The 26106-nt window shown below is 70.7% G+C and carries 30 protein-coding genes; 9 read left to right on the top strand and 21 right to left on the bottom strand.

Annotated features, from left to right (window positions below):
* Positions 1–3: 3 nt before the first annotated feature.
* The 4 genes from ACNNMR_RS20550 to ACNNMR_RS20535 all read right to left on the bottom strand — a co-directional run bounded on the left by ACNNMR_RS20550 (position 4) and on the right by ACNNMR_RS20535 (position 3820).
* Positions 4–717 carry an HAD family hydrolase gene (locus tag ACNNMR_RS20550; protein ID WP_419996110.1) on the bottom strand — a complete coding sequence of 238 codons (714 nt, stop codon included), beginning with the start codon at positions 715–717 and terminating at the stop codon, positions 4–6.
* Between the two features lie 48 nt (positions 718–765).
* Positions 766–1473: an HAD family hydrolase gene (locus ACNNMR_RS20545; protein WP_419996109.1), complete on the bottom strand. Its 708-nt coding sequence runs from the start codon at positions 1471–1473 to the stop codon at positions 766–768.
* 127 nt (positions 1474–1600) lie between these two features.
* Positions 1601–2734: a phosphotransferase family protein gene (locus tag ACNNMR_RS20540; RefSeq protein WP_419996108.1), complete on the bottom strand. Its 1134-nt coding sequence runs from the start codon at positions 2732–2734 to the stop codon at positions 1601–1603.
* Positions 2735–2953: 219 nt separating this feature from the next.
* The gene (locus ACNNMR_RS20535) at positions 2954–3820 is read right to left on the bottom strand and encodes a GntR family transcriptional regulator (RefSeq protein WP_419996107.1); all 867 of its coding nucleotides are present in this window, start codon (positions 3818–3820) and stop codon (positions 2954–2956) included.
* Positions 3821–4253: 433 nt separating this feature from the next.
* Between ACNNMR_RS20535 and ACNNMR_RS20530 the strand changes: the two genes are divergently transcribed.
* Both ACNNMR_RS20530 and ACNNMR_RS20525 read left to right on the top strand, forming a co-directional pair.
* Entirely contained in the window at positions 4254–4439 is a 186-nt protein-coding gene (locus tag ACNNMR_RS20530) for a hypothetical protein (protein ID WP_419996106.1), read from the top strand.
* A gap of 39 nt (positions 4440–4478) precedes the next feature.
* A complete protein-coding gene (locus tag ACNNMR_RS20525; protein WP_419996105.1) occupies positions 4479–4604 on the top strand; it encodes a hypothetical protein in 126 nt (41 codons plus the stop codon).
* 8 nt (positions 4605–4612) lie between these two features.
* On the opposite strand, the gene ACNNMR_RS20520 is transcribed toward ACNNMR_RS20525, so the two are convergent.
* Genes ACNNMR_RS20520 through ACNNMR_RS20510 form a run of 3 tightly spaced genes read right to left on the bottom strand, consistent with a single transcriptional unit; the run spans position 4613 to position 7471 of the window.
* Complete coding sequence (locus ACNNMR_RS20520) at positions 4613–5881, bottom strand: GNAT family N-acetyltransferase (protein WP_419996104.1); 1269 nt, start codon at positions 5879–5881, stop codon at positions 4613–4615.
* 25 nt (positions 5882–5906) lie between these two features.
* Complete coding sequence (locus ACNNMR_RS20515) at positions 5907–6869, bottom strand: asparaginase (protein WP_419996103.1); 963 nt, start codon at positions 6867–6869, stop codon at positions 5907–5909.
* Between the two features lie 26 nt (positions 6870–6895).
* On the bottom strand, positions 6896–7471 hold the full coding sequence (locus ACNNMR_RS20510) for an ABC transporter substrate-binding protein (protein WP_419996102.1): 576 nt from the start codon (positions 7469–7471) through the stop codon (positions 6896–6898).
* A 122-nt stretch (positions 7472–7593) separates the two neighbouring features.
* On the opposite strand from ACNNMR_RS20510, the gene dtd reads away from it, so the two are divergent.
* Complete coding sequence (gene dtd / locus ACNNMR_RS20505; protein ID WP_419996101.1) at positions 7594–8019, top strand: D-aminoacyl-tRNA deacylase; 426 nt, start codon at positions 7594–7596, stop codon at positions 8017–8019.
* An 18-nt stretch (positions 8020–8037) separates the two neighbouring features.
* Here dtd and ACNNMR_RS20500 read toward each other — a convergent pair whose 3' ends face one another.
* The 6 genes from ACNNMR_RS20500 to ACNNMR_RS20475 all read right to left on the bottom strand — a co-directional run bounded on the left by ACNNMR_RS20500 (position 8038) and on the right by ACNNMR_RS20475 (position 12631).
* On the bottom strand, positions 8038–9024 hold the full coding sequence (locus tag ACNNMR_RS20500; RefSeq protein WP_419996100.1) for a YgfZ/GcvT domain-containing protein: 987 nt from the start codon (positions 9022–9024) through the stop codon (positions 8038–8040).
* Positions 9025–9044: 20 nt separating this feature from the next.
* Entirely contained in the window at positions 9045–9470 is a 426-nt protein-coding gene (locus tag ACNNMR_RS20495) for a Fur family transcriptional regulator (protein ID WP_419996099.1), read from the bottom strand.
* 37 nt (positions 9471–9507) lie between these two features.
* Positions 9508–10071, bottom strand: coding sequence for an FABP family protein (locus ACNNMR_RS20490; protein ID WP_419996098.1), 564 nt, complete (start codon positions 10069–10071; stop codon positions 9508–9510).
* Between the two features lie 213 nt (positions 10072–10284).
* Positions 10285–11082 carry a hypothetical protein gene (locus ACNNMR_RS20485; protein ID WP_419996097.1) on the bottom strand — a complete coding sequence of 266 codons (798 nt, stop codon included), beginning with the start codon at positions 11080–11082 and terminating at the stop codon, positions 10285–10287.
* A gap of 125 nt (positions 11083–11207) precedes the next feature.
* Positions 11208–11945, bottom strand: a complete 738-nt coding sequence (locus tag ACNNMR_RS20480; protein WP_419996096.1) for a hypothetical protein — start codon at positions 11943–11945, stop codon at positions 11208–11210.
* Positions 11942–12631: a hypothetical protein gene (locus ACNNMR_RS20475; protein ID WP_419996095.1), complete on the bottom strand. Its 690-nt coding sequence runs from the start codon at positions 12629–12631 to the stop codon at positions 11942–11944. Before ACNNMR_RS20475 ends, ACNNMR_RS20480 begins: the two co-directional genes overlap by 4 nt.
* A 135-nt stretch (positions 12632–12766) precedes the next feature.
* On the opposite strand from ACNNMR_RS20475, the gene ACNNMR_RS20470 reads away from it, so the two are divergent.
* On the top strand, positions 12767–13129 hold the full coding sequence (locus tag ACNNMR_RS20470) for a DsrE family protein (RefSeq protein ID WP_419996094.1): 363 nt from the start codon (positions 12767–12769) through the stop codon (positions 13127–13129).
* A gap of 20 nt (positions 13130–13149) precedes the next feature.
* Positions 13150–13386: a DUF3099 domain-containing protein gene (locus tag ACNNMR_RS20465; protein ID WP_419996093.1), complete on the top strand. Its 237-nt coding sequence runs from the start codon at positions 13150–13152 to the stop codon at positions 13384–13386.
* A 5-nt stretch (positions 13387–13391) separates the two neighbouring features.
* Here the strand turns inward: ACNNMR_RS20465 and ACNNMR_RS20460 are convergent, their stop codons facing one another.
* The 5 genes from ACNNMR_RS20460 to ACNNMR_RS20440 all read right to left on the bottom strand — a co-directional run bounded on the left by ACNNMR_RS20460 (position 13392) and on the right by ACNNMR_RS20440 (position 16469).
* Complete coding sequence (locus ACNNMR_RS20460) at positions 13392–13679, bottom strand: DUF1416 domain-containing protein (RefSeq protein ID WP_419996092.1); 288 nt, start codon at positions 13677–13679, stop codon at positions 13392–13394.
* 58 nt (positions 13680–13737) lie between these two features.
* Entirely contained in the window at positions 13738–14577 is an 840-nt protein-coding gene (locus tag ACNNMR_RS20455) for a sulfurtransferase (RefSeq protein WP_419996091.1), read from the bottom strand.
* 146 nt (positions 14578–14723) lie between these two features.
* The gene (locus ACNNMR_RS20450) at positions 14724–14807 is read right to left on the bottom strand and encodes a putative leader peptide (protein WP_420000423.1); all 84 of its coding nucleotides are present in this window, start codon (positions 14805–14807) and stop codon (positions 14724–14726) included.
* A gap of 204 nt (positions 14808–15011) precedes the next feature.
* Complete coding sequence (locus ACNNMR_RS20445) at positions 15012–15719, bottom strand: DUF2993 domain-containing protein (protein WP_419996090.1); 708 nt, start codon at positions 15717–15719, stop codon at positions 15012–15014.
* A gap of 45 nt (positions 15720–15764) precedes the next feature.
* Positions 15765–16469 carry a DUF2993 domain-containing protein gene (locus tag ACNNMR_RS20440; RefSeq protein WP_419996089.1) on the bottom strand — a complete coding sequence of 235 codons (705 nt, stop codon included), beginning with the start codon at positions 16467–16469 and terminating at the stop codon, positions 15765–15767.
* A gap of 141 nt (positions 16470–16610) precedes the next feature.
* Here ACNNMR_RS20440 and ACNNMR_RS20435 point away from each other — a divergent pair, with 141 nt between their 5' ends.
* Positions 16611–17483 carry an alpha/beta fold hydrolase gene (locus tag ACNNMR_RS20435; protein ID WP_419996088.1) on the top strand — a complete coding sequence of 291 codons (873 nt, stop codon included), beginning with the start codon at positions 16611–16613 and terminating at the stop codon, positions 17481–17483.
* A gap of 38 nt (positions 17484–17521) precedes the next feature.
* Here ACNNMR_RS20435 and ACNNMR_RS20430 read toward each other — a convergent pair whose 3' ends face one another.
* Both ACNNMR_RS20430 and ACNNMR_RS20425 read right to left on the bottom strand, forming a co-directional pair.
* Positions 17522–20032, bottom strand: a complete 2511-nt coding sequence (locus tag ACNNMR_RS20430) for a hypothetical protein (protein WP_419996087.1) — start codon at positions 20030–20032, stop codon at positions 17522–17524.
* Positions 20033–20038: 6 nt separating this feature from the next.
* The gene (locus ACNNMR_RS20425) at positions 20039–20308 is read right to left on the bottom strand and encodes a MoaD/ThiS family protein (RefSeq protein ID WP_419996086.1); all 270 of its coding nucleotides are present in this window, start codon (positions 20306–20308) and stop codon (positions 20039–20041) included.
* Positions 20309–20531: 223 nt separating this feature from the next.
* Here ACNNMR_RS20425 and ACNNMR_RS20420 point away from each other — a divergent pair, with 223 nt between their 5' ends.
* The gene (locus tag ACNNMR_RS20420) at positions 20532–22265 is read left to right on the top strand and encodes an ABC transporter ATP-binding protein (RefSeq protein ID WP_419996085.1); all 1734 of its coding nucleotides are present in this window, start codon (positions 20532–20534) and stop codon (positions 22263–22265) included.
* Positions 22266–22342: 77 nt separating this feature from the next.
* On the top strand, positions 22343–24244 hold the full coding sequence (locus ACNNMR_RS20415; RefSeq protein ID WP_420000422.1) for an ABC transporter ATP-binding protein: 1902 nt from the start codon (positions 22343–22345) through the stop codon (positions 24242–24244).
* A 6-nt stretch (positions 24245–24250) separates the two neighbouring features.
* On the opposite strand, the gene ACNNMR_RS20410 is transcribed toward ACNNMR_RS20415, so the two are convergent.
* Complete coding sequence (locus ACNNMR_RS20410; protein ID WP_419996084.1) at positions 24251–25075, bottom strand: alpha/beta hydrolase family protein; 825 nt, start codon at positions 25073–25075, stop codon at positions 24251–24253.
* A 223-nt stretch (positions 25076–25298) separates the two neighbouring features.
* Here ACNNMR_RS20410 and ACNNMR_RS20405 point away from each other — a divergent pair, with 223 nt between their 5' ends.
* Positions 25299–26057 carry a response regulator transcription factor gene (locus ACNNMR_RS20405; RefSeq protein WP_419996083.1) on the top strand — a complete coding sequence of 253 codons (759 nt, stop codon included), beginning with the start codon at positions 25299–25301 and terminating at the stop codon, positions 26055–26057.
* The last annotated feature ends 49 nt before the right edge of the window (positions 26058–26106 follow it).

The raw sequence follows: 26106 nt of genomic DNA, 5'->3' as shown, positions 1-26106 counted from the left end.
CTCCTACGCACGCAGCAAGGCCACCAGCACGGCGAGTTCGGCCACCACGTGGCGTACGCCCCGGACCGCCCCGAGCAGCCGGCGCTTGCCGGAGTCGTGGTGACAGCCGAGGAAGGGCATGCCGGCCGCGGCCGCGGCCTCGGCGTCCGCAAGCGAGTCGCCGATGAGCAGGCAGCGGCCGGGAGCGGCGCCCAGCCCCTCCAGCGCGCGCCGGACGGGCGCCGGGTCGGGCTTCATGAGGGCGGAGTCGTCGTCGCGCCCGATGACCGGGCCGGTGAAGTAGTGGGCCAGGTCCGCGCGGTCCAGGTAGGCGCGCACCGCGGCCTCGCAATTGTTGGACACGACCGCCAGCGGCTTCCTCAAACCGGACAGCAGCCGCAGCAGCTCAGCCGCCCCCGGGGCGGGCTCCGCGGTCCCGGCCGCCGCGATCTCCAGCTCGTCCAGGCGCTTGCGCATGCCCGTAACGCGGTGGTCCTCCGGCTGGCCGGGGCGGCGCAGCGCCCGGGACGTGCGGCGGTAGACCTCGTGCGGGTCGTCGATCGTCGCGACGCTGTCGAGCAGTTGGCCGGTCAGCGGCCGGCGCAGCTCGGCGGCGATGCCGGCGGCGCCCGGGGGCCCCGCGAACAGCCGGCACAGCGGCCCGTCGAAGTCGAAGAGAACGCAGTCGGCGTCGGTGAGCAGCCGTGCCGCGGCGTCGGCGGAGGTGGTGGACGGCATCGTTCCGGGGTGGCTCGGGGGCGGTTGGGTACGCGAGCAGGCCGGGGCTCACATCTCGCGGGCGGCCTGGAGCACGGGAGAGAGGCTGGAGGTCATCGTCTGCGTGCCCACGCTCTGCAGCTTTGCCGCGCCCTCCGGGCCGGTGGCAAAGCCGAGGAACGGCACGCCCGCGCTGTCGGCGGCGCGGAAGTCCTTCGTGGTGTCGCCTATGAGCAGGGCTTCCTTCGGCGGCACACCGGCGGTCTTCAGCGCCTGCTGCACGCAGAACGGATTGGGCTTCAGGGAGTCGGCGGCGGGGGTGCGGCCATGTATCCCCGCGTCGAAATAGTCGCGCAGGCCGCGTGAGGTCAGGTATTCGTGGACTGCGGTGGGCGAGTTGTTCGTGGTCACCGCAAGCTTCCTGTCCTTCCCGGCGAGAGTCTTTATCAGCTCGGCCGCGTCCCGGGTGTCGCGTGCTCCGCGCACCGCTTCGATCTCCTCCTCTTCGAGGAATCGCTCGGCCGCCGTCACCACCCGCTTCTCCATGACCCCTTTGTCACGGGCCGTACGCGCCAGATGGTCCAGGATCGCGTAGGCGTCGTGCGAGGTGCGCAACTGCTGCGTGAGCAGGTCGATGTGATCGGTCTCGAGCAGCCACCGGCGCAGCCGCACGGCCACCAGCACCGCGTCCGGGCCGGGAAAAAGCTGGCAGACCGGTCCGTCGAAGTCGAAGAGTATGCACTTGGCCGGTGCAAGCAGTTGATGGATGTTCGCCACACTGCTCCTACGCCATCCAGCCCAGCAGATCCGCCGCGAGTGTGCGACATGCGGAGGGTACCAGCGCGCGAGCTCCGCCAGCAGTTGCGCCCCGGCCGCCCGCGCTCGGCGTCACGCAGATCGCGGATCAGGCATTCGGCATAGCGGTGGTGCTGGTGTGCCAGTTGAGCAATGCGGCGGCCGCGTCTTCTTCGGTGGGCGGTGCCTGTTGACCGGTGGCGGGCGAACCGGAACGCAGCGCTCGGCACACGAGGCCGGCCGCCGTGGTCAGCGCCGGATCGTCGATGGCGTCGACCTCGCGCGGCAAAGTAAGCGCGGCCCGCATGGTGTCCGCATAGATGGACTGCGATCGCTCGAACGCGATATACGTTTTGAGATCCTCGTCGAAGCCGTTCAGCATCCGCGGATCCTGCTCCGCCATCCGGTCGTGCCACAACTCCGTCATCAGCTTGCGCTGGTCATCGTCGTAGCCCATACGGACCAGATGAGTTGCCAGCTCATGCAAGGGGTCGCCGAACAGCGCCAGCTCCCAGTCGAGGACCATGAGGTTGGGGGTGCCGTCGCCGTGCCGGAGCAGCACGAAATTGTCGCGGTGGAGATCGGTGTGTACCAGGCAGAGCGGTCGCGGCTTCAGCTGATCGGCGAGGCCCCGGAAGCGTGATACGGCATGACCCGTGATGCCCAGATCGCTGAAGAGGCCCGCAAAGTACGAGCGGTACCGCTCGTAGACCTGGATCTCGGAATGGTCGATCAGCCGCGACAGGAATCCCGTCGTGTCATCGTCCGACGGCCAGTGCGCCGGCCGGTCAGGCAGGTCTTCGGGCGGCACACCGGCAATGGCGGTGAGCGTATCGGCCAGGCAACTGATCACGTCTTCACTGACCGGTTCCCCGTGCGGGAACTCCTGCGAAAGCGTTTCGCCGTCCCGGAATTCGAGGAGGGAGCTGTTCCCGAACGACCGGAGGTGTCGCGGCACCTGTAGCCGCGGATTGTTCAGTATGGCCTGGAGGATCTGGCCCTCATTGCGCCAGAGCCGCGGCACCACGTGCAGGGTGTCAATGCGGGTACGGAACATTCCGAGCGTGCCGGGATCGACGCGCATCATCCAGGCAAGTGGATTGTGCAGCCGTAATACGTAGTTGTGGTTGTGGTACCCGCTCAGTAGCTGCCCACCCGGAAGGCGGCGGTACGACTCCAGGAGCAGGCGCATGAACCAGCCTTCATCAGGACGGCGGCTGGGGCGGGGAGCGAAGAGAATCATCGGCGAAGGATTGGTCGAAGGGTGGCTGCTGGGCGGACGGCTGCGCGGCTGGTCAGCGGGTGCACTGACAGTAGCGCAGCAGATGTCGGGGCTGAGGGCCGGTCGGGTCCCCATGCCCGTCTGGTAGCCGGGCGGCGGAAGGAGGTGGGCGTCCGCGCCTGGCATCAGATTAAACAGATGCGAGTGGGCTGCTCGCATGACGTGACCGGGTTTCGGTGTTCATTGGCCACTGGGGTCGTATTCCTGGGCGATGGTGTCCCACCACGAGTCGAACCATGATTGGGACTCCTGAACGAATGCGGGATCCTGACTGCCGGCCAGCAGCTCATCCGTTCGGGAACGGAAGAGCTTGGTGGTGTGGCCCATGAAGTCGTAGATCTCCATGTGGCTGCCAGGAGCTGTGTCGTCGGGCACCACGTTCTTGAATACGGGGTAGTACCCCATCAGTGCCTCGGTGCTGTTGAGCAGGTAGAGCTTGAAAGAGGGCGTTACCGGCACGGTCTTGATCGTGAAATCCACGTTTTCGGGCCGGGCGAGCGAGGTGACGTTGTGCTCGAAGAGGCTGAGCTGGGTGAGCATCAGCTTCTGCAGGCGGCGCAGCGGCCGGGGATCGTCGAGGTCGTCGACGAGCTTCGGCAGCGCGAGCCGGGTGTCCGGGGTGGGCACCATGAGCCGCACCTTGAGGGAGTCCGGCGGGTCGATCTCCCGCCTGATGATGGCGGAGTGCGTGGTCTGCAGCGCCGCGTTGAGGGTCTCGGTGGTGAGGGAGAAGGCGTCGAGGACCACATGCTGCTGCCGGAAGGCGCCGAGGATCCGGTCCAGCAGCGCGGTGATGGCGGGCTGCGGGTCGTCCGCCTCGGCAGCGGGCCGCTCGGCCACCTTCGGCGGTGAGCCCCGCCCCACGTTCGTCAGCAGGTTCTCCGCCTTGAGCCGCTCCAGCGCCTGGCGCACCGTGCCGCGCTCGACGCCGAACTGCTCGGCGAGCTTCTTCTGGGTGGGCAGGGTGGCGCCCGGCCGCAGCTCACCCGAGCGGATGCTGTCTCGGAGCGCGTCCGCGACGTCCTCGGGTGAAGCGGATCCGTTCACTGACCTGTTGGTGCCCACGCACCAACCTTATAACTACCAACCAAGTCTCGTCAGTTGAATGAAACTTGTTTGGACATAGCCGCCAACATGGCCGGAAGTTGGTTGTAGACGTACGCCAACAGCTACAGGCAAGGCCTGCCTGGCAGGGCGTTCGTGGGCCCCAGGTGGCTCGAACCGCGACTGGACACCCGCTGGATCGCGACTGGAACGCTGCCAACCCCACCGGTTCCAGCCAATCGGCCTGAGTTGTTGGGAAGTTGTTTTAAGGTCGTTACCAACTGGGCACGAATCTAGTGGAGTTGGTACCAACTTAACCATCTGAACCAGGTTGGGTAGGCGGACCGGCCGACTCCATGATCTCCCCGCCCGTTCAACGGCGCATGGGCGGCACCCGCAGTGCACGTGGCCAGACGGTGGAAGGGGGGGGAGCACCATGCCAGCTTATGCATTGGCCGTGGCGGCCCTCGTCGTCGGGTTCGAGTGGTTTGTTCAGACGTCGTTCGGTCCTGCTGGGGCGGTGGCGCTCGCGCTGCTCGCCGTGGGGGTGAAGGCGAAGCACGTCCCTTGCAGTTGCGTCGGCGCGGCCATGCTGGCCGTGCTGGTGTCGCAAGGGATCTGAGAGACGTGTCGAGAGGACAGGGATGAGGAGGCCGATCACATGCTCTTTGCCATCTTTCTGCTCGTCCTTGTCCTCCTGGTCCTCGATGAGGACTTCGGGGGCGGGTGTCTGATCCTGCTGATGGCGGGGGTGGTGGCGCTGGTGGTCGTCGGTTACGTCAGCTGAGAAGGGACCTAGAAGATGTCGGGACACCAAGGACGCAGCGACGTCCGCAGCAGCGCATCAGCCTGCGCCGCCGCTCCCGCGCGCTCCTCCGTGACCCGGCCGAGCGCGGCGAGCCGTACCGCGGACTCGTCGCCCAGGCTCAGCGCCGCCAACTCGGCGGCGCCGAGGGAGAGGTCGGCGGTCCTGGTGGTCGCGGTGCAGGTGGCCCGCGCCGCGCCCGCCGGGCCGTCGGCCTCCAGGAGAAAGCGGCCGTTCGCCAGGCCTGCCTTGTCGTGCAGGTCGAGGACGAGCGCGCCGGGGGTGCCGTAGGTACGGGACTCCAGCAGCCTCGGCACGTCCAGTGGACGCGTCCACAGGGTGTCGGCGTGCAGGGTCATCCGGGCCGCCCGGGGATCTCCCAGGTAGGAGGGGAGGAGATCGTCGGGCGCCCGGTGGCCCGTCACGACCTCGGTCACCCAGTCGACCGAGAAGAGATAGAGCCATAGGGCCCGGTCCGCCTCCGGCGTGGTGCCGAGGTGCATCAGCACCTCCGCCCTGCCGGTGGGCTGCAGCCCCGTCGTCTCCCACTTCACGTCCACCTTGTACGCCAGCAGGCCCTCCACCTCGCCGGAGGCGGTCCGGTAGACCGCGTAGAACGGCTCCGTCCACGGCCCCTGGCTCGCCCCCCACACCTCGCCGGTGTTCCAGCTCCACCAGTGCGGCTGCCGGGAGACCACGCCCGCCCGGCCGGCGCGGAAGCGCTCATGCAGACCCGGGCCCAACTCCCGTACGGCCGCCGCGTCCACCAGCTCGACCGAGCCTCCGGCGGGAGCCGCGGCGCGGCCGTCCAGGGCGGCGCGGGTGACGTCGATGGTCCACTCCGCGGCGTGCGTCGTCGGTCCGTAGCCGAAGCGGCCGTAGATCTGGTACTCGGCGGGGATCAGCGTGGAGACCACATCCCCCCGCTCCTTCGCCGCCGCCAGGTCCTCGGTGACCACCTGGCTGAGCAGCCCGCGGCGGCGGTGGGTGGCGGAGACGGTCACGGCCGAGACCGCGTTGGCGGAGACGAAGGCGCCGCCCGGCATCGTGAGCTCCTGGTCGAAGCTGCGGTACGTGCCGACACAGGCGGAGCCGTCGAACGCGCCGTACACCCGGTCCCGGCCGAATGCCTTCCGGCGCGAGGCGATCTCGTCCTCGTCGATCTTCGGCGGGCGCAGAAAGCCCACGGCCACGGCGCGCATCCACGCCGGGTACTCGTCGTCGGTGATCGGGCGGAAGACAGCAGCGTCTCGGCTCATGGTGCTCACGCTAGGCCGGGCCCGCTCAGAAAGTCGCGCGGATTTCCCCCACCCGCTCCCCGCCGCCCTGCAGCGGCGCCGCGCCGATCCGGTTCACGACGGGCCCGGACACGCCGAGCCGGTCCAGCGCCCGCGCCAGTACGGGCCCCAGCGCCCGCAGCCCGCCGTCGTCGACCTTGAAGGCCAGCGCCCGGCCGTCCGGCAGCGCCACCGCCTGCACCGCCTCCGCGCCCATCTTCGACAGTGCGCCCGGCACCCCCTGCATCAGCCATGTGTCCGCCCGCCGGGTCCCCGCCACGTACTCGGGATGCGCCCGCATCGCATCCGCCACCCGCCGCTCCGGCGTGCCCTCGCCGGCCAGCACGAAGGCGCGGAAGGCGCGGGCCAGGCCGGTCAGGGATATCGCCATCAGCGGTGCGCCGCAGCCGTCCGTGCCGACCGCAGCCACCTCCTCGCCGCTCGCCTCCTCCACCACGTCGTGGACGAGGCGCTGCAGCGGGTGCTCGGCGGCGAGATAGCTCTCCAGCGGCCAGCCGTTCAGCTTGCAGGCGGCCAGCATCGCGGCGTGCTTGCCGGAGCAGTTCATGGTGACGCGGGACCGGGAGCGGCCCGCGGCCAGGTAGGTCTCCTTCTCGGCGGGGTCGAGAGGGAGGTCAGGCGGGCACCGCAGGTCGGATTCGCTCAGCCCGTGCTCGGCGAGCATCTTCTGTACGAGGTCGAGGTGGAAGCCCTCCCCGGAGTGGCTCGCCGCGGCCAGCGCCAGCCGCTCGCCGGAGAGGTCGAGGCCGGCCCGTAGCACCGCGGCGGCCTGCATCGGCTTATTGGACGAGCGGGGAAATATCGGCGCCGTGACCTCGCCCAGCGACTCCAGCACGCTGCCGTCGGCGGCGAGCAGCACCAGCGAGCCCCGATGGCGCCCCTCGGTGAAGCCGGAGCGGACGACCTCGGCCAGAACGGGGGGCGCGGCTATCGGGGCGTTGTCGTGCATGGTGGCGGTGGCCTTTCCGGTACGTGCTAGGGCAGCAGGTCGTCGACCTGTGCTTCCCCTTCACGGTACCGGCGGGCGATCTCCGCGCTGCACTCGTCCGCCGTCCGCTGCAGCTGCTGGCGGCGGCGGGAGACCTGCTGCTCGTAGCGGGCGAGGCGGCGCAGACCCTCGTGCAGCTCCTCCTCCGTACGGGCGACGAGGTCCGAAAGACCCACCTCGTCGAGCATCCGCTCGGCCAGCTCCCGGTACTCCTCACGCAGGGGAGTGCCGAGCGTGACATGGCGGGCCGAGGACCGTACCGGCGAGGGGGCGTCGGTGAGGATCTCCGGCAGCCGGTCGAGCACGGGCGTCTGCGGGTCGGTGCGGCGGGCCAGCTCGGCGCGCAGGATGTCGATGCGGCCGTGCAGCAGCCGGCGGACGTAGGAGAGGTCGGCTTCCTCCTGCTGCGAGGTGCGGCGCAGCTCGCGCAGCTCCGGCAGGCTGAGGCCGCCCAGGCGGGGGGCCGGGGTGCCGCTCTGCGGCAGGCGCGGCGCGGGTGTGCGCAGGTGGTTCGCGGCGCCTTCGGCGCGGGCGGTGGGCACCGGCCCGCTGGGTGAACTCATGCGTACTTTCCGTCCCCTTCGTCCGGACGCGTATGCGCCATCGTGCCACTACGGAGCGTGCGGCCGCAGCCACCTGCGCCCGAATGGGCACGGCCCTGGCATGCCCAGGCATGATGGGCGGCATGCGAGCAGTAGTGCAGAGGGTGGACGGCGCGGCGGTCACGGTCGAGGGCGAGACGACCGGGGAGGTGGTCGGCGAGGGGCTGTGTGTGCTGGTGGGGGTCACGCACGACGACACCGCCGCCAAGGCGGCGCAGCTGGCGCGGAAGCTCTGGACGCTGCGGATTCTCCAGGGCGAGAAGTCCTGTTCGGATACGGGCGCACCTTTGCTCGTCGTCAGCCAGTTCACGCTTTACGGTGACGCGCGCAAGGGCCGCCGCCCCACGTGGAACGCCGCCGCGCCCGGGGAGGTGGCCGAGCCGCTGGTGGACGAGGTGGTCAGGCAGCTCCGCGAGCTGGGCGCGGAGGTGCACACCGGCCGCTTCGGCGCGTCAATGCGCGTGAGTCTGACGAACGACGGGCCGTTCACGGTGCTGCTGGAGGTGTAGGAGGCCTGGCGGCGGCTCCTACGGCTCGACCACGACCTCCTGCGCCGCCGGCGTGCCGGCCGCCAGCAGCGGGGCATCTGCCGGAACGTTCCGCTTCACCAGCGCCAGCGCGATCGGACCCAGCTCATGATGGCGCGCCGACGTCGTGATGAAGCCCAGCTGGCGGCCCTCCTCGCCGTCCGCGGCGAGCCGGACCGGGGCGCCGTGGCCCGGCAGGGTCACCTCGCTGCCGTCCAGGTGGAGGAAGACCAGGCGGCGCGGGGGCTTCCCCAGGTTGTGGACGCGGGCGACCGTCTCCTGGCCGCGATAGCAGCCCTTCTGCAGGTGCACCGCGGAGCCGATCCAGCCGACCTCGTGCGGAATCGTGCGGTGATCCGTCTCCCGGCCGAGCCGCGGCCGGTGCCCCTCGACGCGCAGCGCCTCGTACGCCAGCACGCCCGCCGGCGGGCCGGCCTCCGCGGCGAAGGACTTCAGCTCCGTACGGGGGAGGAAGACGTCGCGGCCGTACGACATCTCCCGTACCGCCGCATCCCCCGGGACCGGCGCGATCGAGCCCGCGGGCAGGTGCACCACCGCGTACTCATCGGTGCGGTCGGTGACCTCCACCCGGTAGAAGAACTTCATGCTCTCCAGATAGGCGATCAGCGCCTCCGCCGTGCCCGGCTCCACATGGGCCCACGTGGTGGTGCCGTCGTCGACCAGGTACAGCGCGTGCTCGATGTGGCCGTTGGCGGAGAGGATCAGCGACTCCGTGGCGACGCCGGGCTGGAGCTGCTCGACATGCTGGGTGAGCAGCAGGTGCAGCCAGGAGAGGCGGTCGTCGCCGGTGATCGTGACGACGCCGCGGTGCGAGAGGTCGACGAAGCCGTCGCCGGCCGCCAGCGCGCGCTGCTCACGGAAGAGGTCGCCGTAGTGCGCCGCGACGCCCTCGTCCGGGGCCTCGCCGGCCACGGCGCCGGGGAGGGACAGCAGCGGTGAGCCTGTCGATGTCGGAGTATCACCCATACGACCAGCCTACGACTCGGCTACGACTCCTTGGCAGCGCACTTCCCACACCGGCCGTAGATCGCGAAATGCTTCAGGTCCGTCTCGAAGCCGAACGTCTCCCGGAGCGTCGCCGCAAAGGGCGCGGCGATCCCGGCGTCGGCCTCCAGGACCTCGTCGCAGCCGCGGCAGACCAGGTGGAGGTGGTTGTGCCGGGAGGCGATGTGGTACGTCGGTGCGCCATGGCTGATGTGGGCGTGGCTGACCAGGCCGAGCTCCTGGAGCAGGTCCAGGGTGCGGTAGACCGTGGAGATATTGACCGAAGCCGCCGTCTTACGGACCTCGCCGAGGATGTCCTCGGGAGTCGCGTGCTCCAGCGCGTCGACGGCCTCCAGCACCAGCTGCCGCTGCGGCGTCAGCCGATAGCCCCGCTCACGCAGGTCGGTCTTCCAGTCCTTGGTCTCCACAGGGCCCAGTGTATGGACTGGCGGAAACTAGTGGCGACTAGCGGAAAAAGGCGATGCCGTCGTCCGGCAGGTCCTTGATGTCCTTCGCCCACTCGCTCGGGTCGACGACCTTCTTCAGATGCGCCGACATGTACGGCCGGAGCGGAACCTCGGGCGTCGCCTTCTCGCCGACCCACATCAGATCGCTCTTCACGTACCCGTAAAGCCGCTTCCCGCCCGTGTACGGCTCCGAAGCCGCCGTCCGCGCCACCGCGTCCGTCGCCAGGTCGATCTGCGGCTTGCCCTCCGCCATCTCACCGGCCCAGACCTCGGCCACGCCGCCGTCGCGGATCATCACGACATCGACCTTGCGGTCCTTGTCGATCCGCCAGTAGCCGGACTCGCTCTCCAGCGGCCTGACCTTCTTGCCCTCGTCGTCCAGGACCCAGGTGTGGGACGTGTACTCGAGGAAGTCGCGGCCGTCGTGGGTGAAGGTGACTTCCTGGCCGAAGTTGCACTTCTCGCCGCCGGGGAAGTCGGACACGCCCGCGCCTTCCCAGTTGCCGAGGAGGAAAGCGAGGGGGACCAGGTCGGGGTGCAGGTCTGAGGGGATCTCGATCATGTCAGCGCTGGCCCTGGTACAGCTTCTTCACCGTGAGTCCCGCGAATGCGAGTGTGGCCACGGCGACCAGTACGAGCAGGATTTCGAAGAAGAGGATCACGGACCTGTTCCCTCGGGCGTTGCGGTGGATGAACCGCCGCCGAGTCTAACCGGCTGGGGCCGTCCGCTCTCGCGGAGGTGGGCCGGGCGGGGGCTGCGCGGGACTCGGGCCGGTCAGCCAAGCAGTTGCTGCTGCAGCACCAGCGCCTGCCGGAACGGCAGCCGGGGAGCCTCCCCCTTCCGGGACTGGACGACGATGCCGATCGTGTCCCCGGCGTAGATGTACGCCTGCCGGACGTGCTCGGCGCCGCGTGGCTTGGCATCGTCGTAGACGTTCAGCTGGAGGTTGTCCAGCTCGTACGCGTCCCGCCAGCCGTCGTCGACCTCGGCCGTCGGCGCCCCGACCAGCCGGCTCGCCGGCTCCATGGTGCCGTTGAAGCACCGCCGGTCGAAGTGCACGGCGATCGGGCCCCTGTTGAACTGCAGCAGGTAGATGCGGGTGCGGGTGCCGTCCGGGGTGGTCCAGCCGGTGGCGGCGATGTGCCGGACGGCGTTGTCCGAGAGCTCTTGCAGCAGCTCGTCGCGGTCGTCCTTCGCGTACGCCTTCGCGTAGGCGGCGTTCGACAGCCAGCCGTCCTTGCCGGGCAGGCCGGGGTCCGGCTCGGCGCCCGCGGGGGCGGGGAGGAGCAGGTCCCTGAGGTCGGCGTGGTGGACATTGCCGGTGTTGGCCGCCGCGAAGGGGCCCGGGGTGCCCGCCGGGAGCGCGGGGAGCTTCAGCTCCGGGTAGTCCCAGCGGCCGTCGCCCTTCGTGGCCAGGGCCGGGAGGTCGCCGCGGTCGGCCTCGGTGGTGGCGTAGTAGCCGCCGCCGGCCGCGAGGGCGAAGGCGAGCAGGGCGGCGGCAGCACGGAGCCAGGGGCCCTTGCGGCGGCGGGGTGACGGGGCGGGGGCGGCCGGGGGCATGTATGCGGGCATGTACGGGGGCATGGCCGGCATGGGAGGCGGCAAGGGCGCATCCGGTGGGAAGGACGGGGACGCGGGCTGCTGACCCGCGGCGGACGAGGGCTCGCCCGTGCCGTACGCGGACTGCGGGTACTCGCTCACACCGGCTCACCCGGCCCCTCGACACGGTCGAGCTGCCGCCGCAGCAGAGTCACGGCCTCGGAGTGCAACTTTCCGTGCTTTCCGTACGCCGTCATGGTCACCAGCAGCTCCCCGTCCGTGGCCGTGCAGTACATGCTGTTGATCGGCGTGTCCATCGTCGTCGGCATGACGAAGCAGGAGGCGCTGCGGTGGCCATCGATCTTCGGGCCCTTGCGGAAGCCGCGCAGTGAGCGGCCGAGTTCCGCGCGGTAGGCGGCGATCCCGGCCGCGGCCTGCTTGTTCGCCATCTGCGCCAGCTGCACCTCGGCGACGAGCGTGGAGTCCTGGCCTGGGAAACCCTTGTCCTCGAGCATGTACGAACGCATGCCAAGGCCCTTGAGCCGCAGTTTCGCCACCGCCGCGCTGTGCGCCCTGCGCTGCGCGGGCGGCAGGTCGCGGCCGCCCTCCTTGAACACGGCGGTGGCCTGCCGGCTGGTGAGCACGGTGTCGTTGCCGTACTCCTGGATGTCCGGGCCGAGGCGGTAGTCGGCCGGCACCGGCAGCAGCTTCTTCGCCAGCGGGTGCACCGGCGCCGGCGCCTTGGGCGGGCGGTGCTCGGTGGTCCGCCACAGCTTCGTCGATACGGTCCGGTCCGCGTTCTTGACCTGCAGTGACGTGAAGCCGACCACGGCGGCCACGGCGGCGAGGACGAGAACGGCGCTGAGGGCGGTCACGAGCCGCCTGCGCGCGTTCACAGCCGCTCCAGCTGCTTCTTGGCGAGCCTCATCGCGTACGCGTCGCTGATCCGCCGGGAGTCGATGATGAGGATCTGCATCACGATGTCACCGCGCCGGGCGACGGAGATGGCCTGGTGGAGCGGTACCGGCCCGCTGTCGGTGACCGCCGGCAGATCGGAATAGACGCGGCCGTTGCCGGAACCGGGGATCGTGGCGCCCACGCCGCCTTCCTTCAGGGCCAGCCGCTCGTCCTGCAGGAAGTCGTCCGACCCGAGGTCCGCGTCATCGTGGAACTGATACAGCCGCACCAGAACCACCCGCCTCGCCGCGAGCGGGCCTTCCGCCCACGCGGCCTGCGCGGTGCGCCGGAAGCCCGTGGAGACAAGCCACTCGAAGCCGTTCATGGGCTTCTCGAAATCCGCCGCCAGTTCATCGACTGCCGCCCACCCGTCGGTCCCCGGGAAGGCGTCCTCGGCGGTCTCCCGGTCCGCGCCCGCGGGGGCGTCGATGAGCAGCTTCCGCAGATCCCCGTCCGTACGCACCCGCCGGTCGTCCTTGGCCGGCACGGGGTCCTCCGCGCCCGGGGCAAGCCGCTTCTCCGGGTAGCGCAGGTCGGGCTGTGAGAGCGGCGGCAGGGGCGTGGGCGGTGAGTCGGCCTGCTTTACGTATCCGGCGCAGACCCCACCGACGAGGCCGAGCAGCACGGCGCCGGCCAGGAGCAGGGCGGTGGCCCGGCGGCGTGGGCGTGCTCGCGGTGGCGCCGTATCATCACCATCTGCACTCGCACATCGCTCGAACGCCGTAAATCGTCCCCGCACTCCCGGCCTAGAGTGGTCCGCATGGCGAAGAAGCTCGTGATCAAGGTGACGGCCGGGGCGGACGCCCCCGAGCGGTGCTCGCAGGCGTTCACCGTGGCGTCCGTGGCGGTGGCCAGTGGGGTTGAGGTGTCGCTGTGGCTGACCGGGGAGGCGTCGTGGTTCGCGCTGCCGGGGCGGGCGGCGGAGTTCGAGCTGCCGCATGCGGCGCCGCTGCCGGATCTGATCGAGGCGATCGGGGCGGGCGGGCAGATCACGCTGTGTACGCAGTGTGCGGCGCGGCGGGAGATCACGGAGAAGGACGTGATCGAGGGGGTGCGGATCGCCGGGGCGCAGGTCTTCGTCAGCGAGGTGATGGGGGACGGCGTGCAGGCGCTCGTCTACTAGGGCGGGCGTAACGTGGAGGTATGAGGGGCTTCGACCTCGACCCGCGGGTGCCGCGCAGCCAGTACCGCCGGCGGCGGCGCTATTTCGTCATGATGGGGACGGCCGTGGGGCTGTTCGCCTTCGCGGGGTTCGTCGTGTACCGCTGGTCGCTCTGGCTCGCGGTCGCGATGTGTGTCGTGGCAGCACTGATCCCACCCCTTGCCGCCATCACCGGGAACCGGTGGGAGAAGGACGACAAGTGGTGGGATGAGCTCTGAGGCGCTCAGACTGCGATCGCGACCTCCGCCAGGCCGCCCTGCTGCGCGACCACCGTACGGTCAGCCGTGCCGCCCGGCACCAGCGCCCGCAGCGTCCACGTGCCCTCGGCCGCGTAGAAGCGGAACTGGCCGGTCGCCGAGGTCGGCACCTCGGCGGTGAACTCGCCGGTGGAGTCGAGGAGCCGGACGTAACCCGTGATGGGCTCGCCGTCCTTGGTCACCGATCCCTGGATCGTGGTCTCGCCGGGCTTGATGGTCGATGCGTCAGGGCCGCCTGCCTGGGCTCCACACATAAGTTGTCCGTCCTTTGGTCGTGAAGTCTTGAGGGGTGGGGAGTAGGGCTTACGTGCCTTACTTGCCGGTGCCGACCTCGATCGGCACGCCGACCAGCGAGCCGTACTCGGTCCACGAGCCGTCGTAGTTCTTGACGTTGGTCTGGCCGAGCAGCTCGTGCAGCACGAACCAGGTGTGCGCCGAGCGCTCGCCGATGCGGCAGTAGGCGATGGTGTCCTTGCTAAGGTCCACGCCCTCGCCCTCGTACAGGTCCTTCAGCTCGTCGTCGGAGCGGAAGGTGCCGTCGTCGTTGGCCGACTTCGACCACGGGATGTTCGCCGCGCTCGGCACGTGGCCCGGGCGCTGCGACTGCTCCTGCGGCAGGTGGGCCGGGGCGAGCAGCTTGCCGCTGAACTCGTCGGGGGACCGGACGTCGACCAGGTTCTTGACGCCGATGGCGTCGACGACCTCGTCGCGGAAGGCGCGGATCGAGGTGTCCTGGGCCTTCGCCGTGTACGTGGTCGCCGGGCGGGTCTTCACCTCGGTGACCAGGTCGCGGGAGTCCAGCTCCCACTTCTTGCGGCCGCCGTCGAGGAGCTTGACGGCGTCGTGGCCGTAGAGCTTGAAGTACCAGTAGGCGTACGCGGCGAACCAGTTGTTGTTGCCGCCGTACAGCACCACCGTGTCGTCATTGCCGATGCCGCGCTCGCTCAGCAGCGCCTCGAACTGCTCCTGATTGACGAAGTCGCGGCGGACCGGGTCCTGCAGGTCGCGCTTCCAGTCGATCCGGATCGCGTTCTTGATGTGGTTCTTCTCGTACGCGGCCGTGTCCTCGTCCACCTCGACGACGACGACGTTGGGGCTGTCGAGGTTGGCCTCGACCCAGTCGGCGTCTACCAGGACGTCGCTGCGGCTCATGATGTTTCTCCTCCGGGGCAGTTGCGGCGGTTCGGTGCGCAGGCGCGCGCAGCGCGCGATCCAGCGCGAATACGGGCGGGGGTGCCGGGACGGGCGGCGGGAGGGCGCGGCGCGAACTGCTGCGCCCGCAGGTCGCTGCGGCCGGCTCAGGCGGCGCGACAGAGCATGGCGGAAACGCGGCACAGGTCGACTGCCCGCCGCTTCGTGAGATCCGCCTGTCGCTGCTTCATGCGCCCGATCGTACGGAGGCGTGGGCGGCCGTGTCACCGGCGTGTCGTATTCTGAGATGAGATCGTCCGTAATGCGGGACGAGATGGTGGTGAATGGGGGCGGAGGCGGGTCTGCGGGGGCGCTTCGCGGCGGCTATCTACCTGCTGGACGCCCCGGTCTCACGCTTCGGTACGCCCGGCGGTACGGCTCCTGGTTCGGCTCTGTCAGCCCGCGAGCCGCACGTTCGTGCCGGTCAGCTTGACGCTGATGCCGTCCACCGTGGCCGTGACCGCGCCCAGCTTGATGCCCTCGGGCAGGCCGTCGACCTGCCGGGTCACGTCCACGGAGCGGCGCACCCGCTGCTCGCCGCCGGGCAGCCGGGCCGCCTCCGGCGGGACCTCGTCGGCGCGGACCCGTACGGTGTCGCCGCCGGTGGTGGTGACGGTGGACAGGACGGTGCCCTCGCGGCCGGTGCCGAGGGTGTCGCCATCCGCGGTGACCTTCACCTTGCCCCCGCCGCCGTACGAGATCTTGACGCCCTGCTTGCCGGTCGCGGCGGTCAGCGCGTCGTAGCCGATGAGCGCGGTGCCGTCGGTGCTCTCCGCGGTGGCGCTGGCGTAGTCGCTGCCGACCTCGACGCCGGTGAACTTCGCGTTCAGCTCGGAGATGGTGATCTGGTCACCGCTGCCGCCGGAGGCCGCCGCCTCCACGCCTGTCATGTGGACGTCGATGTGATCGAGGCGCTTCTGCACGACCTGGGTGAGGAAGGGGAAGCCCTTGATGAGCACATCGGTGTCCCCGGAGAGCCCGTGCAGCGACTGGATCTTCTCGGCCGCCTTGTCCTCGGCGATCTTCACCGTAATGCGGTCGGCGGCGACGAAGATCAGGCTGAAGACGGCGAAGAGGACGAGAAGTATTCGCAGTGCGCGCATGGTGGTGCAGGACCCCCCGGTCGAGTGGAACGGTGGCCTGGGAGCCTAGCGCGGCGTATCGGACAGGTCGACGTCGGTCCCGCCGCCGCTGATGTCGATGCCGTTCTTGTCGATGTTCACGGACTCCAGGGTGATGCCGGGTGGGAGGTCGGTGATCTGCCACTCCCAGTTGAGGTTCTTGCGTACGAACGCGGGCAGGCCGCTGGTGTTGGTGGCGCGCATCCGGATGGTGTCGCCGCCGTGCACGCTGATGGTGCCGGTCGCGGACTGCTCGCCCAGGATCGGGACCTCGACGCTGGCCTTGACCTGCTGGTTGCCCGCGGCGTCGGCGCCGCCGTAGCCGACCTGGACGACGCCGCCCGGTATGGCGGCGGAGACATCGTCGTAGTCGAGGTGGACGCGGCCCTCGGCGCGCTTGGCGCGGGCGCGGTCCCAGTTGTTGCCGATGACGCGGACGTCGCGGAGGTCCGCGACGGCCTTCGAGAGCTTCAGGGGGGCGCCGCCGCCGGTGCCGCTGGTGGCCTCTATGCCGCTCATGTCGATGGTGACCTCGCCGAATTCCTTCGCGAGGACCTGGGTGAGGAAGGGAAACCCCTTGATATCGATCTTGGGCTTCTCGGTGAGCCCGTACTCGCGCTGCACGTCCGAAGCGGCGCGGTCCTCGGCGCGGCCGAGGGCAATGCGGTCGCCGGCGACCGCCAGGGCGGCGAGGAGCACCAGGGCGATGAGGGCGTACCGGAGCGCGCGCATGCGGCCGAGCGTACGTGGTCGTCCGGTGCGACTGTGTGATGTGGGGGCGCTTCAGGGAGGCGCCCCGGAAGGCGCTTCCCGGGGGACGCTTCCCGCGCGTCGCGCGTTTCGCCCTGCCGCGGAGCGGCAAGCCGCCTGTCAATGGCTGCAACCACCGCTCATCGATACGCAACCCTCGATGGAATCCGCGTCTTCTACCGCGAGGCGGGTCCGCCCGACGCCCCCGTGGTGCTGCTCCCGCACGGCTACCCGAGCTCGTCCTTCCAGTACCGCGGCCTCATGCCCCAGCTGGCCGACCGCTGGCGACTGCTCGCCCCCGACTACCCGGGCTTCGGCTACAGCGACACCCCGGACCCGGCGGCTTTCCGCTACGACTTCGACGGTTACGCCGGCTTCCTCAAGCAGTTCACCCAGGCCCTCGGCGTCCGGCGCTACGCCCTCTACCTGCACGACTACGGATCGCAGATCGGGCTGCGGCTGGCCATGCGGGCCCCGGAGCGGGTGGCGGCGCTGATCATCCAGAACGGGGACATCTACGAGGACCAGCTAGGACCCAAGTACAAGACGCTCAGGGACTACTGGGACCGGCCCACCACCGAAGGGCGGCGCCAACTGCTGGACGCCGTCACGGAGGACGCCCTCCGCGCGGAGTTCATCGGCGAGGTCGACGACCGGCTCGTCGAACGGATCACCCCCGACCTGTGGAAGCTGTCCTGGCCACTGCTCTCCTCCCCCGAGCGGCGGGAGGTCATGGTCGGGCTGATGGAGGGCCTGCGGGAGAACCTGGAGTGGTTTCCGAGATATCAGGCGTATCTGCGGGAGCACCGGCCGCCGACCCTTATCGCCTGGGGCCCGCAGGACGGCTACATGCCGGAGGGCGCCGCCCGGGCGTATCTGCGGGACCTGCCCGACGCGGAGCTGCACCTGCTCGACGGCGGGCACTGGCTGCTGGAGACCCACCTGGCCGAGGTGACTGCCCTGGTGCGGGACTTCCTGGGGCGGGTGCACGTCTGACGGGTGTCGGCCTGCGCCCGGCGCAGCTCGCCTTTCGCTTACGCCAGTGCCCGGCCCAGCAGGTAGATCGCCGGGGTGGCCAGGGCCAGTGGGAGGGTGACACCCGCCGTCATGTGGACGAAGCGCGATGGGAAGTCGTAGCTGGCCGTACGCAGGCCGATCAGCGCCGAGCAGCCGGCCGCGAGGCCGAGCAGCGCGCCGCCGGAGCCCAGGTCCGTCAGCTCGCCCGCCGCGAAGCCCGCTGCCGCGGCGGCCAGTGCGGCGACGACCGGTCCCGCGACCGGGGGCAGCGGTATGGCCCGTACCAGCGCGGCGATCGCGACTGCGGTGGCGCCGGTGATCACGGCGTCGGGCTCGGCTGCCAGGTAGCCGGAGGCCAGTACGGCGAAGAGGGTGGCGCCGACGGTTGCGGTGAGGGAGTTCAGGCGGTCGTCGGACGGGGTGGTGTTGCGCAGCTGGACGATGATGATCACCAGGGACCAGGCGCCCAGCGCGCCGAGCGCGACCGCGGGGCCCTGCGCGCGCTCGAAGGCGAGCATGGCGGCAGTCGCGGTGATCCCGCCGGCGGCGGCGAGCGCGATGCCCTGGCGGGCAGGCCACATCCCGTTCAACCGGAACCACCCCGCGGCGGTGACGACCTGCAGCGCGGCTACGACCCCGGCCAGGCCTGGCCGGGTATCGAATGCGGCAGCGAGGAGCAGCAGCAGCCCGATACCCGCGGTGATCGCGGCGGGCTGCCCGCCTGGGGAGATGACGGGCGAGGAGCCTTCGGCGCGGAGCTCTGCGGGCGGGGGCGCGGGGCGGCGGCGGGTGGGGGCGCCGTGGAGGGTGGGTGGGCCCATCTCGTCGTTGGGGAGGGGGCCACCGGGGGCGCCGGGGGCGCCGGGGCTGCCGGGGCTGGCAGGGGCGGCAGGGTGGCCGGGTCGCGTGCCGGTTGGGGCGCCGGGATGGCCCGGTCCTGCGCCGGCTGGGGCGCCGGGGTGGCCGGGTCCTGCGCCGGTCGGGGCGCCGGGATGGCCGGGGGGCGGAGTCGCGGCTCGGCCGGGGGGCGGGGTGTCGTCGGTGATCGGCGGCAGATACGCGGTGGCGGCGACATCCGCCGCGGGTGCGTCGTCCGTGATCGGCGGGAGGTACGCGGTCTCTGCCATGTCCGGCGCGGCGGCCGGGTGGCTGTGGGGCGACGGGCCAGTTGGCGGCTGGTTGTGGCGTGGCTGGCCGAGGGGCGACTGGCCGTGGGGCGACTGGCCGTGGGGTGACTGGCCAGCTGGTGACTGGCCAGCTGGTGACTGGCCGTGGGATGGCTGGCCGTGGGGCGACTGGCCGTGGGGCGACTGACCGTGGGGCGGCTGGCCGTGAGGTGACGGGCCAGCTGGTGGCTGGCCGTGGGGTGACTGGCCGTGGGATGGCTGGCCGTGAGGTGACTGGCCGGTCGGCGACGGACCGGGGGCCGGTTGCCCGTCCGGCGACGGGCGCCTGCGGCGGCCGGTCGGGGCGGCGGCGGGGGCGTCGGCGGTGACCGGGGGCAAGTACGCGGTCTCGACCGCGTCCTCGGCAGCCTGCTCGCCGCCCGGCACCCGTCTGCGGCGCCCGGTCGGCGCCGAGCCGGGGGCATCCGGAAGCGAGGCACCGATCTCGGTCTGCGGCCCATCGCCCAACTGCGCGGGCCGCTCCCAGCCCGCGGGCCATGCGGGCGAGTCCGCGCCGAGCGAGTCCGCGCCGAGCTGGTCCCTGCCGGGTGAGTCCGCGCCGAGCGGGTCGGCGGGGAGTGGGTCCGCGCCGAGCTGGTCCCTGCCGGGTGAGTCTGTGCCGAGCGGGTCCCCGGCGAACGGGTCCGCGCCGAGCCGGTCCGTGCCGGGCTGGGCTGGGCCGAATAGGGCCGGGGCGGTCGGGCCCGTGGGCTGCTGGGCGGCGGCGCTGCTGTCCTGCGGCGGGAGCTGTGGCTGGTAGGGCGGCTCTGCCGAGGAGCTGCTGGCGTCCAAGCGCTGGTGCGGCTGTGCGGCCGCGGTGTCCTGTTGCGGCGGGTACGTCGATCCCGCGAAGGGGTCCGCGGCGACCGCGTCCGCCTGCTGGCGGTGCTGTGCGGCTGCATCGTCCGCCGACGCGGGCGGCAGGTACGCCGTCTCCGCGAAGCCCTCCGGCGCGTAGCCCGCGCTCTCGCTCGGCTGCGGGCCGCCCTGCTCGGGGACCGGCGACAGGTATGCCGTCTCCGGGGCGCCCGGTGCGACGTGCGCCTCCGGGCCCGCCGCCTCCGCCGCGCCCGGGGTCTGCGCCGAGCCCGTGTCCCAGCCCGGCTGGCCCTCCAGGCCGACGACGTACGACCCGGAGTCGGCATGCGGCTCCGGCGCCGCCGCGTACGGGTCCTGGCTGCCGCCCGCGGCGTAGCCGTCGCCCGGTGCCGCAGGCATCACGTGCGGGTGCAGATGCTGCTGCTCGTACGGGACCTGCTCCCCGTACGGTGCCTGCTCCCCGTACGGAAGCGGTGTCTCATATCCGTACTGCGGCTGCTGCTGCTCGCCGCCGTACGGCGGATCGTGGGGTTCGTTGCTCATCGCGCCCTAGCCTCCCGCGAAGGGCGGCAGAACCTCAACCGTCCCCCCGTCCACCAGCCGCACCGCGGCGTGGTCGCGGGTCCCGACGGGGTCGCCGTCGACTAGGAACGAGCAGCGCAGCAGCACGCGCGCGAACTCGGGCCGGTCCGCGTGCGCGGCGCGCGCAGCGGCGAGCGCGTCGGCGAGCGTGGCCGCGGCGTACGGCTCCTCACCCGTGCCGGCGGCGGATTTCGCTGCCGCCCAGTACCGGATCGTGCCGGTCGCTGTGGCCGTCATGGCGGGTCCTTCCTGGCGATGGGCCCCTGCGGGGCGCCCTCCATGATGCGCTATGCCGCTGCCACCGGTGCGTGCTGCCTCCCCCGCGCGCCATCACCCGGAAGGCCCATCGCCCCCACCCCGCCCAAAACCTGGTAAAGCCTCCGCCCAAAGCCCCCAAACCCCCGTACAACAACCGGAAAGCGGTTGTTACCCAGGGCAACCGCAGCCGTAGGCTGCAGCCGTGCTGGTCCGACTCTTTCGCGTGTTTCTGCGCCCTTATCGCCTCGACATAGCCAAGCTCGTCGCCCTGCAGCTCATCGCCACCATCGGCACGCTCTACCTGCCCACCCTCAACGCCGACATCATCGACGACGGCGTGATCAAGGGAGACACGGGCTACATCCTCCGCCTCGGCGGCGTCATGCTCGCCGTCACCGTCCTGCAGATCCTCTGCCAGGCCGCCGCCGTGTACTTCAGCGCCCGCACCGCGATGGCCCTCGGCCGTGACCTGCGCGCCGCCGTCTTCGACCGCGTGCAGTCCTTCTCCGCGCGCGAGGTCGGGCACTTCGGGGCGCCGTCGCTGATCACTCGGACCACCAACGATGTGCAGCAGGTGCAGATGCTGTGCCTGATGGCGTTCACGCTGGTCGTCGCCGCGCCGATCATGTGCGTCGGCGGCATCGTCATGGCGCTCAACCAGGATGTGCCGCTCTCCGGGCTGCTGCTGCTCGTCCTCCCGGCCCTCGCCATCGTCGTCACGCTGATCGTCCGCCGCATGCGCCCGCTCTTCCGCTCGATGCAGGAGCGCATCGACGGCGTCAACCGCATCCTTCGCGAGCAGATCACCGGCATCCGCGTCATCCGTGCCTTCGTACGGGACGAGCACGAGCGGCAGCGCTTCGGTGCCGCCAACGACGACCTCCGCGACGTCGCCATCAAGGCCGGGAAGCTGATGGCGCTGATGTTCCCGCTGGTCATGTTCGTCGTGAACATCTCCAGCGTCGCCGTCGTCTGGTTCGCAGCCCACCGCATCGACTCGGGCGACATGGAGATCGGCGCCCTCACCGCCTTTCTCGCCTATCTCATGTACATCCTCATGAGCGTCATGATGGCCACCTTCATGTTCATGATGATGCCGCGTGCCGAGGTCTGTGCCGAGCGGATCGATGAGGTGCTGAGCACCGAGACCTCGGTAGTTCCCCCCAAAGCCCCCGTCACCGAGCTGCGCGGCCGGGGGCACCTGCAGCTGCGCGACGTCGAGTTCCGCTATCCCGGCGCCGAGGAGCCCGTACTCCTCGACATCGACCTCGCCGCCGAGCCCGGCCGTACCACCGCCGTCATCGGCTCCACCGGCAGCGGCAAGTCCACCCTCCTCGGCCTGGTCCCGCGGCTCTTCGACGTCACCGGCGGGCAGGTCCTGGTCGACGGCGTCGATGTGCGCGAGCTCGACCCCGACACGCTGGCCGGGACCATTGGGTACGTACCCCAGAAGCCGTATCTCTTCGCCGGCACCGTCGCCTCCAACCTCCGCTACGGCGACCCCGACGCCACCGACGACGACCTCTGGCATGCACTCCATATCGCACAGGCCAAGGACTTCGTCGAGCAGATGGACGGCGGCCTGGAGGCGTCCATCGCCCAGGGCGGGTCCAATGTCTCCGGCGGGCAGCGGCAGCGGCTCGCCATTGCCCGCGCGCTGGTCCGCAGGCCCGAGATCTATCTCTTCGACGACTCCTTCTCGGCCCTCGATTACGCCACCGACGCCCGGCTGCGCGCCGCGCTGGCCCGCGAGACCGGCGAGTCGACCGTCCTGATCGTCGCCCAGCGCGTCTCCACCATCCGCGACGCCGACCGCATCGTCGTACTCGACGAGGGCCGGGTCGTCGGCGACGGCACCCACCACGAGCTGATGGATACGAACCCGACCTACCGCGAGATCGTCCTCTCCCAGCTCACCGCGGAGGAGGCCGCGTGAGCGACGAGAACACCACCAAGCCCGCACCCGCCCCCGAACGCCGCGGCCCCACCCCCGCCGTCGGCCCGGCGCGCTTCATGGGCGGGCAGCCGACCGAGAAGGCGATGGAGTTCCGGCGCTCCAGCGTGCGGCTGCTGCGCATGCTGCGGCCCGAGCGGTCGATCGCGTATCTGGCCGTCGTGCTGGTCACCGTGCAGATGGTGCTGGTCGTCATCGGTCCGAAGCTGCTCGGCAAGGCCACCGACCACATCGTGGCCGGTCTCGTCGGCCGCAGTCTGCCGGCCGGTGTCAGCGCCGCCGAGGCCGCCGAGGGGCTGCGCCGGCAGGGCAATGACACGCTCGCCGACATGATCGGCAAGCTCGACGTCGTGCCCGGCCAGGGCGTCGACTTCGGCGCGGTCGGCACGGTCCTGATGTGGGCGGCGCTCGCCTACTCCGTCGCCGCGCTGTGCGGCCTCGCGCAGGCCCGGCTCGCGACCGTGCTCGTGCAGCGCGCGGTGCACCGGATGCGCCGCGAGGTCGAGGAGAAGCTCGGCCGGCTGCCGCTGTCGTACTTCGACAAGCAGTCGCGCGGCGAGGTCCTCTCCCGTACGACCAACGACATCGACAACATCGGCCAGACCCTGCAGCAGACCCTCAGCCAGATCGCGATGTCGCTGCTGACGATCGTCGGCGTGCTGGCGATGATGTTCTGGATCTCGCCGCTGCTGGCGCTGGTCGCGCTGGTGACCGTGCCGCTGTCGATCGTGGTCGCCACCCGCATCGGGAAGCGCGCCCAGCCGCAGTTCATCGCCCAGTGGAAGACGACGGGCAAGCTCAACGCGCACATCGAGGAGATGTACACCGGCCACTCGCTGGTGAAGGTCTTCGGGCGGCAGCGCGAGTCCGCGGAGATCTTCCGCAAGGAGAATGAGGAGCTTTACGGGTCCTCGTTCAAGGCGCAGTTCATTTCCGGGCTGATCCAGCCCGCGATGATGTTCATCGGCAACCTCAACTATGTGATGGTCGCCGTCGTCGGCGGGCTGCGGGTGGCGAGCGGCGCGCTGTCGATCGGCGATGTGCAGGCGTTCATCCAGTACTCGCGGCAGTTCAGCCAGCCGCTCAGCCAGGTCGCCTCGATGGCGAATCTCGTGCAGAGCGGCGTCGCCTCGGCGGAGCGCGTCTTCGAGCTCCTCGACGCCGACGAGCAGACCCCCGACCCGCAGCACCCCGAGCGCCCGGAGCACGTCCGCGGCCAGGTCGACTTCGACGACGTCTCCTTCTCGTACGACCCGGAGAAGCCGCTCATCGAGAACCTGTCGCTGAGCGTGCGCCCCGGCGAGACGGTCGCGATCGTCGGCCCGACGGGTGCGGGCAAGACGACGCTGGTCAATCTGCTGATGCGCTTCTACGAGGTGGACCGCGGGCGCATCCTCCTCGACGGCGCCGAGATCGCGAGGATGGAGCGCGAGACGCTGCGCGCCAACATCGGCATGGTGCTGCAGGACACCTGGCTCTTCGGCGGCACGATCGCGGAGAACATCGCGTACGGGGCGCCGTCCGGCACCTCCATGGACAAGATCGTGGCGGCCGCGAAGGCCACCCACGTCGACCGTTTCGTACGGACCCTGCCCGACGGCTACGACACCGTGCTCGACGACGAGGGCACGGGCGTCTCGGCGGGCGAGAAGCAGCTGATCACCATCGCGCGTGCCTTCCTCGCGGAGCCGTCGATCATGGTGCTGGACGAGGCGACGTCCTCGGTGGACACGAGGACGGAGGTCCTGATCCAGCACGCGATGGCGGAGCTGCGTACGGGGCGGACGTCCTTCGTGATCGCCCACCGGCTGTCCACGATCCGCGACGCGGACGTGATCCTGGTGATGGAGCACGGCCAGATCGTGGAGCAGGGCAACCACGAGACGCTGCTGGCGGCTGGGGGCGCGTATGCGCGGCTGTACGAGGCCCAGTTCGCGGCACCGGTGGCGGAGGAGGCGTAACGCGGATTACGGCTGCTGCGCCGCCCACTCCGCGATCCGCTGCAGCAGCTCCTCCGAGGCGGCGTTCTCCGCATGCCCCATGCCCTCCTCGATCCACAGCTCCGCCTCCGGGGCCGCCTCGGCCAGGGAGCGGGGGTGGTCCAGGGGGAAGTAGCCGTCGCGGTCGCCGTGGACGATCAGGATCGGGGTCGGTGGGATCAGGGGCATCGACTGCACCGGGGAGAGCGGGATCGGGTCCCAGCGCTCCGGATGGATGCGGGTCTTCAGGCCCAGTCGCGAGACCACCCGGCCGAGGCGGCGCTCCACCACCCAGTGGAGGCGTCGCATCGGGGCCGTACCGCGATAGAACCACCGCGCCGGAGCGCTGACCGCCGCCATCACATCGGGTGATGCATCCGTGCGCCCTCTGCGCGCCTCCGCCGCGTGCCGGATCACCACCGAGCCGCCCATGGAGAAGCCGACGGTGGCTACGCGGGAGTGGCCCAGGGAGCGGGCCCATGCCACCGCCGCGTCGAGGTCGAGGACCTCTTTGTCGCCGACCGTCGACCGGCCACCGGACCCGCCATGCCCCCGGAACGAGAACGTGACCACGCCCGCACGCTGCGCGAACACCTCCGCCGTCCGCCGGATCGCGGGCCGCCCCAGCGACCCGGTGAAGCCGTGTGCCACGACGATCACGAGCTCGGATCCGGGCGGGCCCGGGTCGTAGGCGGCCTCGATCCGTACGCCGTCCGAGGCGTGCAGAGTCGCGGAGCGCGCCGCCTCCTGTGATGGTGATGTGACGCGCGGTACATAACTGTGATCGGAAGCGGCCTCCGGTACGGAACTCATGTGGGGTATTCTCGCTCGCTAAGGATCCGGGCAGAGTAGCCCCCGGGTCCTTTCGTGCTTTCAGGGACCTGGACAGGGCCCCTCGGGAGTCGCGAGCAGCAAGCCGTAAGAAGCAGTGCCGCAGACGTCCTCGCGGACAACGAGGAGGAGCCACCGCCATGGGCAAGCGCAGTGACCGACCGGACAGCACGGCCACCATCACGGTCGCGGGGGGTGGCCGGCGATGAGTTCTCTCCTGCTGCTGACCAATGCGCTCCAGCCGTCCACCGAGGTGCTCCCCGCTCTGGGGCTGCTGCTCCACAACGTGCGGGTGGCCCCCGCCGAGGGCCCGGCCCTCATCGATACGCCCGGCGCCGACGTCATCCTCATCGACGGCCGCCGCGACCTGCCGCAGGTGCGCAGCCTGTGTCAGCTGCTCCGCTCCACGGGCCCGGGCTGCCCGCTGGTCCTGGTCGTGACGGAGGGCGGGCTCGCCGCCGTCACCGCGGACTGGGGCATTGACGACGTGCTGCTGGACACCGCGGGCCCGGCCGAGGTCGAGGCGCGACTGCGGCTGGCGCTCGGCCGGCAGCAGATCCCTACGGACGACAGCCCGACCGAGATCAAGAACGGCGACCTGACGGTCGACGAGGCCACCTACAGCGCCAAGCTCAAGGGCCGGGTCCTGGACCTGACCTTCAAGGAGTTCGAGCTGCTCAAGTACCTCGCGCAGCACCCCGGCCGGGTCTTCACCCGGGCGCAGCTGCTGCAGGAGGTCTGGGGCTACGACTACTTCGGCGGCACGCGGACCGTGGACGTGCACGTACGACGGCTGCGGGCCAAGCTCGGGCCGGAGCACGAGTCGCTGATCGGGACCGTACGGAACGTGGGCTATCGCTTCGTCGCGCCGGAGAAGGTCGAGCGGGAGGCGGCGGAGTCAGCTGCCGCGGAGGCCGAGAAGGTGACGAAGAGCGCGGCCCAGGAGTCCGGCCGGAAGGCATAGCTCTTCCGTTATACACAGGCCAGGTCAGGATGGGTCATCCCGCGTAGAC

The organism is Streptomyces boninensis (assembly GCF_048572725.1).
Classification (GTDB): Bacteria; Actinomycetota; Actinomycetes; order Streptomycetales; family Streptomycetaceae; genus Streptomyces; species Streptomyces boninensis.
This window is presented reverse-complemented; position numbering and strand designations above follow the sequence as displayed.